The organism is Streptomyces sp. SID10853 (assembly GCF_010548145.1).
Classification (GTDB): Bacteria; Actinomycetota; Actinomycetes; order Streptomycetales; family Streptomycetaceae; genus Streptomyces.
The window spans coordinates 1-8,319 of record NZ_JAAGLN010000283.1 but is presented as its reverse complement, the minus strand read 5'-3'; the positions used below and the strand labels follow the sequence as shown (position 1 = coordinate 8,319).

The window sequence follows — 8,319 nt, the reverse complement described above, 5'->3', positions numbered from 1 at the left end:
TCTATCAGACTCTTTCGTGTCCGATTCCCGGCCGGCGGGCCGCTTTCCAGTTCCACGCTTTCGCGTTTCCCTTTCCGGCGATTCCGACTCTATCAGATCCTTTCGGCCTGACCCCCAGTCAGCGGGGTTTGTCATCCCGGCCGTTGGGCCGTTCCGACGTTTCAAACTCTAGCGGATATCCCGGGTGACTCATAATCGGGTCGCACCGGTCGTCGAGAATGAATTCCGGCATGCCGAAATTCTCCCCGACGGGAGATCGTGCTGAGTTTGGTTGCCGCATGTGCGGCGGGAGTGGCTGTCGCAGAACCGTTCCGGCCCCGTGACAACTCGAAGAACCTTACAGATCAGCCGGTGGTGCGTCAACCGGCTCCGGCGCCGCTGTCAACCCCATTGTTCCGTCACGGGTCCGGCCCCCGGTCAGTCGAGATCGGTGAGGCGGCCGCCCGCGTCCGGCTGGGCGTCCTCCACCCTGCGCAGCAGGATGGTCAGCATCTCCCCAAGGGCCCCGCGGTCCTGGTCGGTCAGGTCCTGGAGCAGGTCCTCCTCGAAGGTCGTGGCCATCCGCATCGCCTCCAGCCACTTCGCCCGCCCTTCGTCCGTGACCTCGACGATCACGCGGACCCGGTTGTTCTCGTCCCTGTCGCGGGTGACCAGCCCCTCGCCCGCCATCCGGTCGATGCGGTGGGTCATCGCGGCCGGGGTGAGGCCGAGGCGCTTCGCCAGCTCACCCGGGCCCATCCGGTACGGGGCGCCGGCCAGGACCAGGGTCTTCAGCACCTCCCACTCCGTATTGCTGATGCCGAGGTCGGCGACCTGGCGCCCGTACGCGACGTTCATCCGCCGGTTCAGCCGGCCGAGCGCGGAGACCACCTTCTCGACCTGGGGGTCGAGGTCACGGAATTCGCGCTGGTAGGCGGCGATCTGCTCGTCGAGGGTCGGCTCCTGCGGGCCGGGGGACTCAGGCATGCCGGGGAGTATCCCATGTAACTCGTTGGCGTCGAAGTCCTTCGATGTGTATTGTTGAGCTTCGAACTTTAGCATTGAAGTCTTCAACTTCGAGAGGTGGTGAGTGGTGACCAAGGCGATGGGTGCCGCGATGCGTCGGATCCAGACAGGTACCGCGCTGAGCGCGTTCGGCATCGGGTTCACCGTTCCGTATCTGTACATCTACGTGTCGCAGGTGCGTGAGCTCGGATCGAGTACGGCCGGGGCCGTGCTCGCCGTCTTCGCGGTGGCCGCCCTGGTCGTCCTTCCCTTCACCGGCCGGCTGATCGACCGCCGAGGACCGCTGCCCGTCCTGGTGGGGGCCGCGGCACTGGCCGCGGTCGGCGCGATGAGCATGGGGCTCTCCGCCGGCGTCGTGACGGTCGTCCTGTCGGCCGCCCTGCTCGGTGCGGGGACGGCCGTCATGCAGCCGGCCCTGGCCACGATGATCGTCTGGTGCTCCAGCCCGTCCACCCGGACCCGCGCCTTCACCATGCAGTTCTTCCTGCAGAACCTGACGCTGGGTATCGGCGGACTGGTCGGCGGACAGATCGTCGACGCGAGCCGGCCCAGCAGCTTCACGCTGCTCTTCGCCATCGAGGCCGTCATGTTCCTCGCGCTCGCGGGGATCGCGGCATCCGTCCGGCTGCCCCGGGCCCCGGGCCTGGAACTGGCCCCGCAGCCCCAGGGCGGCGGAGTGCGCGCACTGCTCAAGCACCGCGCCATGGTGCAGCTCTGCGTGCTCGGCTTTGTCGTCTTCTTCGCTTGCTACGGACAATTCGAGTCCGGGCTTGCCGCTTATGGGACCGAAGCCGCCGGAATTCAGCCCTCGACGCTCGGAATCGCGCTCGCCGCCAATACGGCCGTGATTGTGGTCGCCCAGTTCGTGGTGCTGAAGGTCGTGGAGAAGCGGCGGCGCTCACGGGTGATCTCAGGGGTGGGCCTGATCTGGGCGTTCGCCTGGGTCATCGCCGGCTACGCGGGGCTCGGGCACGGCAGCCAGACCATGGCGACCGCCGCGTTCATCTCGACGTACGCGCTGTTCGGGCTCGGTGAGTCCATGCTGTCCCCGACCGTCGCACCGCTGGTCGCCGATCTGGCGCCCGATTCCATGGTCGGTCAGTACAACTCGGCCTTCGCGCTGGTCAAGCAGCTGGCCCTGGCCATCGGACCTGCCGTCGGCGGGCCGATGGGGGCCTCGGCACATCTGCTGTACATCGCGACCTTCGTGGTGTTCTCCCTCGGGATCACCACGCTGGCGCTGCGGCTGGGGCGGCGGCTCACCCCCGTACAGGACAATCCGTCCCTCGGACACGGTTCGCGGGTCGTGGCCACGCATCTGCCGGAACCGGCGGCAGCACCGCACTGAAGGACGGCGGCACCGGTACCGGGCAGCGGGGGCGTCTACGGGAGCAGGCCGGGGCGGGCTGGTGTGTTTTCCGGGAGGGCGAACTCGCACCAGACCGCCTTCCCACCGCCCGGCGTACGGCGGGAGCCCCAGGACGAGGCGATCGTCGCGATGATCGAGATGCCGCGGCCCGCCTCGTCCGCGGGCTCGGCACGGCGGCGGCGCGGCAGATGGTCGTCGCCGTCGGTCACCTCGATGATCAGCCGGCGGTCCGTCCTGCGCAGTCGCAGCCGCATCGGCGGGGTGCCGTGCTGGAGGGAGTTGGCGACCAGTTCGCTGGCCGCCATGACACCCAGGTCGTGAAGTTCCACGTGAAACCTCCAGGACGTCAGCACGCCGGAGGCGAAGGCCCGCGCGCGGGGAGCCGCCTCCACTCCGCCCAGCAGGTCGAGCGCCGCGTTGTGGAACAGCTCGGCAGCCGCACCCGTGCGCGCCGGGTGCTGGACGACCAGCACCGCGACGTCGTCGTCATGCTCGGCCGTGACGCCGAGCGAGCGGAAGAGCCGGTCGCAGACGACCTGCGGGGCGCCGGACGCACCCGACAGTGCGCGCTCCAGTGCGGCCAGGCCCTCGTCGATGTCCTCGCCCCTGCGCTCCACCAGACCGTCGGTGTAGAGCACGGCGGCGGAGCCGGGCGGCAGCGCGATCGAGTCCGATGTGTGCTGCCAGCCGCCCGTCCCGAGCGGTGGCCCCGTCGGGTCGGCGGCCCGGCGTACCGTGCCGTCCTCGTCCCTGACCAGCACCGGCAGATGACCGGCCGACGCATAGGCGAGGCGGCCCTCGTTGGGGTCGTGGACCGCGTAGAGGCAGGTGGCGATCTGGTTGGGGTCGATCTCGGAGACCAGACCGTCCAGGAGCTGCAGGATCTCGTGCGGGGGCAGGTCGAGCCGTGCGTACGCGCGGACAGCGGTGCGGAGCTGGCCCATGACCGCGGCGGCCCGGACCCCGTGGCCCATGACATCGCCGATGACCAGGGCCGTACGCCCGGCTCCGAGGGTGATCACGTCGTACCAGTCGCCGCCGACGGCCGCGTCCGTGCCGCCCGGCTGGTAGGTGGCGGCGATGCGCAGGTCGTCGGGCTGCTCCAGCTCCTGGGGGAGCAGTGAACGCTGGAGGGTGACGGCCGTTTCCCGCTGTCTGCGCTCACTGGTGCGCAGCCGCTCGGCCGCGTCGGCGTGGTCGGAGACGTCGGCGGCGAAGACGAGAACCCCGCCGTGCTCCAGGAGGTCGGGGACCGGGGTGCAGGTCACGGTGTACGAACCGGCACCCGGACCGGCCTGTACCCGACGGGACTTGACGGTACGAGGAGTTCCGCTGCGCAGCACCTGGTCCATCAGCGGGAACAGACCGAGCTCGGCCAGTTCGGGCAGCTCGTCGGCTGCGCACGCGCCGGTGGAGCGGGCGCCGAAGGCCGCGGTGTAGGCGTCGTTGACGTACGCGACACGGTGCTCGGGCCCGTACACCAGGGCGACCAGTGCGGGCAGGCTGCCGAGGATCTCCCGGACGGAGAGCTCGTCGAGCGCGGGGAGCTGGTCGAGATCAGCGGTCAACTCGGCTTCCCGGCCCGGGGGCTGGGCGGACTCACCGCGGGCTGCTGGCACGGAACTGTGGTCGGTCCGCGCGGCGGCGCGGCGCTGTGTTCCGGGGAGCCGGGAGCTCCAGCGCGTGAAGTTCACTGCTTTTCAAGCCTCGTTTGTCGTGTTTGTCGTGACGGAACGGCTGGGACCTGCTGCTCGGCCGGCGGGGGGATCCGGGTCGTACGGGGTGTTCTGGGTGGGTCTGGGTGCACCTATGGTCACACGTCCGGTGTGACCGGCGGCACTGTCGGCGTCAGTCCCGCTGCGGGCGGTCGCCGCCGGCGGCCCATTCGAATTCGGCTCGCGGGTGTTCCAGCGAACCGAGCGAGACGATCTCGCGCTTGAAGAGTCCGGCGAGCGTCCACTCGGCGAGAACCTTGGCCTTCCGGTTGAAGGTGGGTATACGGCTGAGGTGGTACGCGCGGTGCATGAACCAGGCAGGGTAGCCCTTCACCTTCCGTCCGTAGATGTGGGCGACACCCTTGTGCAGGCCGAGCGAGGCGACCGAACCGGCGTACGCGTGCTCGTAGTTGCTCAGTGGCCTGCCGTGCAGTGAGGCGATGACGTTCTCGGCGAGGACCTTCGCCTGGCGCACGGCGTGCTGTGCGTTGGGCGCGGTCTCGGTGCCGGGCTGATCCGACGTGAGGTCGGGGACCGCCGCCGCGTCACCGGCCGCCCAGGCATGGGCGGTTCCCTCGACCGCGAGCTGTGCCGTGCAGCGCAGCCGGCCGCGGTCGTTGAGCGGGAGGTCGCTCGCCGCGAGGACCGGGTTGGGTTTGACGCCCGCGGTCCAGACGAGGGTCCGGTTGGGGAAGCGAGCGCCGTCGCTCAGCACGGCGACCCGGTGGTCGCAGCTGTCGAGCCGGGTCTCCAGGCGTACGTCGATGTTGCGGTTGCGCAGCTCGCGGATCGCGTACTGGCCCATTTCGTGGCCGACTTCGGGCAGGATGCGGTCGGCGGCCTCCACCAGGATCCAGCTCATGTCGTCGCGGTCGACGTTGTGGTAGTAACGCGACGCGTAGCGCGCCATGTCCTCCAGCTCGGCGAGTGCCTCGACCCCCGCGTAGCCGCCGCCGACGAAGACGAAGGTCAGTGCGGCGTCGCGGACCGCCGGGTCGCGGGTCGACGAGGCGATGTCCATCTGCTCGATGACGTGGTTGCGCAGGCCGATGGCCTCTTCGATGCTCTTGAAGCCGATGCCGTGCTCGGCGAGACCCGGGATCGGCAGCGTGCGGGACACGGAGCCGGGGGCGAGCACGAGTTCGTCGTAGGTGAGCCGCGTGGCGCCCGTGCCGTCCTCGGGGCCGGCGAGGGTGGTGACGGTCGCGGTGCGCTCGGCGTGGTTGATGGCCGTGGCCTCACCGATGACGATCCGGCACTTGTCGAGGACCCGCCTCAGCGGCACGACGACATGACGGGGCGAGAGGGAACCGGCGGCGGCCTCGGGGAGGAACGGCTGATACGTCATATAAGGGTCGGGGGTGACCACAGTGATCTCCGCTTCGCCGCCCTTCAGCTTCCGCTGGAGGCGCAGCGCCGTGTACAGGCCGACATAGCCGCCGCCGACGACGAGAATGCGCGTGCCGGCCCCGGGTCCCTGGTCCGGCCCGGGGTTCGTCTCGTGGGAGAGGGGAGCAGTCACTGTCCCATGAGGCAACGGGCGATCGACTTTGTCCACAGGCCCGGCAAATTGTGTGACCGGAGAACACCGGCGCGCCGGTGCGGAGTGTTTCCCCGCGTGAAGGGAAGGGCCGCAGGTCAGCGGGTGGGACGGTGAGTGGGCGACGGGGCGGAATAGGGAGAGTCCAGGCCCATACTCCGATCGGGGGGCGCTCCGTGCGGAACTACCCTCTTCTGAATCGCCCCTTGCTCAACTATGTTCGTAGTTCGCCGGGGTGTCGGGTCTGAGCTCCGGGGAGACCAGGCGGGGAGTCTCCGGGGGGAGACATCATTACCGGGGGATCGCATATGCACATTCAGGAAGCTCATTGGCAGGCTGCTGTCCCGGCTGAGACCAGCGGACGGGCAGGCGCGGGTACGGTCCCGCGCTCGGCGCCCCTCCGCGTGGACGCACAGCGCAATCTGGAGCATGTACTGCGGGCAGCCCGCGAGGTGTTCGGCGAGCTGGGGTACGGCGCGCCGATGGAGGATGTAGCGCGCCGGGCGAGAGTCGGCGTCGGCACGGTGTACCGCCGCTTCCCGAGCAAGGACGTCCTGGTCAACCGGATAGCGGAGGAGGAGACCTCCCGCCTGACGGAGCAGGCCCGTACGGCACTTGGGCAGGAGGACGAGCCGTGGTCCGCGCTCGCGCGCTTCCTGCGGACGTCGGTGGCTTCGGGTGCGGGACGGCTGCTGCCCCCGCAGGTGCTGCGCGTGGGCGTGGCCGAAGCGGCCGAGATCGGGGACGGCGTTCTCGGCGGTGACCCCCTGCTGGGCGAGGCGGAGACCTCCCCGGAGGAGACACGCGTACCGCAGCAGCGGTCGGCTCCTCGGGTCGCTGACGGGCCGCCGGTGACCGGGGCGCTGCCCGGTCTCGCCGACGACAGCACGGGGGCCGTGGAGCTGCTGGAGGTCGTGGGCCGCCTCGTGGACCGGGCCCACACAGCCGGTGAGTTGCGGGCCGATGTCACGGTGGCGGATGTGCTGCTGGTGATAGCCACGGCGGCCCCGACGCTGCCCGACGCCGCTCAGCAGGCGGCCGCGTCCTCGCGGCTGCTCGACATCCTGCTGGAGGGGCTGCGGTCGCGTCCGGCGTGAGCACCGCCGGTGGACGGGCGCACTGCCGGAGCCCCACGTATCACCGGAGGCCGGCGCATCGCCACTCGTCCCGTCCGGGCACTGGGCACTCGTCCCGTCCGGGCACAGGGCACTGGGCACTGGGCACTGGGCACTGGGCACTGGGCACTGGGCACTGGGCACTGGGCACTGGGCACTGGGCACTGGGCACTGGGCACTGGGCACTGGGTGAGCATGGAGCACGGACTGGCCACTGGGCACAATTAGTTGAGCCTTCCCCTCATGGGTGACAGTTAGTGCTCCGATCCGGGAAAACGCCCCGGATGAGTGGTTGCTGAACGCAGGCTGCCGGTTGTAGCCCGCTCTGTGTCACTCTTGGCCGGTGTTCTGGTCCGAGGGTGTGTACGGGGGCTTTCCGCGATGAGCGTTGAAGGGCGGGACGAACCACTCGGCGAAGCCGGTGGGGCACCGCGGCTGCCCGGGCAGGTTCCGGAGCAGCAGCCCGGGAGCGCCTCCGGACAAGCCGCGCAGGGCGGGCAGGCCGGGCAGGCCGGGCCGCCTCCCGGTGGCGAGTGGTCGGCCAGCGTGCCCCAGCAGCGCGAGGGTGGCGGCAGTGGTGTGCTTCCGCCACCGCGGTCCCTGGACCTGCCGCCGTCCGACGCCGAGCTGATCGCGCAGATGCGGGAGGGCGGAGCCGGAGCCGATGGCACGGACAGCACCGACAGCGCCTACGAGGAGCTGTTCCGCAGGCACTCCGACGCGGTGCGCCGCTATGCCCGTACCTGCTGCCGTGACGCGCACACCGCAGATGACCTGACCGCCGAGGTGTTCGCCCGCACCCTCCAGGCGGTACGGGGCGGGGCGGGGCCCGAGCACGCGGTACGCGCCTATCTGCTGACGACGGTGCGCCGGGTCGCCGCTGCCTGGACGAAGACCGCCAAGCGGGAGCAACTGGTCGAGGACTTCGCCCTCTTCGCCGACCAGGCCGCCAGGTCCTCGTCGTCGGAGGTGTCCGACCAGGACACCCTGGATCTGGGCGCCGATGTACGGGCCATGCAGATCGCCGAGAAGTCGCTGGCCATGGAGGCGTTCCGGTCACTGCCCGAGCGCTGGCAGGCGGTCCTCTGGCACACCACCGTGGAGGAGGAGTCCCCGAGCGATGTCGCCCCGCTGTTCGGTCTGACGGCCAATGCCACAGCGGTGCTGGCCAGCCGGGCCCGTGAGGGGCTCAAGCAGGCGTACCTCCAGGCGCATGTGAGCCAGACCCTCACGGCGGGCGGCGACTGCGCGCAGTACGCGGACCGGCTCGGTGCGTACGCCCGTGGCGGTCTGCGGATGCGGGCCGAGCGGGGGCTGCGCAAGCATCTGGAGGAGTGCGCCAAGTGCCGGCTGGCGGCCGGCGAACTCAAGGACGTCAACGCCGGGATTCCCGCGCTCGTTCCGATCGCGGTCATCGGCTGGTTCGCCGGGGGCTCAGCCCTCAAGGCCGCCGGGCTCGTCGCGGGTGGTGCGGCCGGGGCCGCGGGGGCCGGCGCCGCAGCGTCGAGCGGGAGTTCAGCGGGCGGCGGAGCCGCCGCGTCCGAGGGGCTCGGCCTTCCCGCCAAGGCCGGCATC

At 70.4% G+C, this 8,319-nt stretch carries 6 protein-coding genes; 3 read left to right on the top strand and 3 right to left on the bottom strand.

Annotation, left to right across the window (positions count from 1 at the left end; all coding sequences use genetic code 11):
- Positions 1–417: 417 nt before the first annotated feature.
- The gene (locus tag G3I19_RS32140; RefSeq protein WP_164267246.1) at positions 418–966 is read right to left on the bottom strand and encodes a MarR family transcriptional regulator; all 549 of its coding nucleotides are present in this window, start codon (positions 964–966) and stop codon (positions 418–420) included.
- A 118-nt stretch (positions 967–1,084) separates the two neighbouring features.
- Between G3I19_RS32140 and G3I19_RS32135 the strand changes: the two genes are divergently transcribed.
- On the top strand, positions 1,085–2,353 hold the full coding sequence (locus G3I19_RS32135) for an MFS transporter (protein ID WP_164267247.1): 1,269 nt from the start codon (positions 1,085–1,087) through the stop codon (positions 2,351–2,353).
- Positions 2,354–2,388: 35 nt separating this feature from the next.
- Here the strand turns inward: G3I19_RS32135 and G3I19_RS32130 are convergent, their stop codons facing one another.
- Positions 2,389–4,068, bottom strand: a complete 1,680-nt coding sequence (locus G3I19_RS32130; RefSeq protein ID WP_164267245.1) for an ATP-binding SpoIIE family protein phosphatase — start codon at positions 4,066–4,068, stop codon at positions 2,389–2,391.
- A 154-nt stretch (positions 4,069–4,222) separates the two neighbouring features.
- The gene (locus G3I19_RS32125; protein WP_343235271.1) at positions 4,223–5,545 is read right to left on the bottom strand and encodes an NAD(P)/FAD-dependent oxidoreductase; all 1,323 of its coding nucleotides are present in this window, start codon (positions 5,543–5,545) and stop codon (positions 4,223–4,225) included.
- 392 nt (positions 5,546–5,937) lie between these two features.
- On the opposite strand from G3I19_RS32125, the gene G3I19_RS32120 reads away from it, so the two are divergent.
- A complete protein-coding gene (locus G3I19_RS32120; protein WP_164267243.1) occupies positions 5,938–6,726 on the top strand; it encodes a helix-turn-helix domain-containing protein in 789 nt (262 codons plus the stop codon).
- Between the two features lie 399 nt (positions 6,727–7,125).
- The coding region (locus tag G3I19_RS32115; protein ID WP_164267242.1) for a sigma-70 family RNA polymerase sigma factor at positions 7,126–8,319 on the top strand (1,194 nt) is incomplete at its 3' end.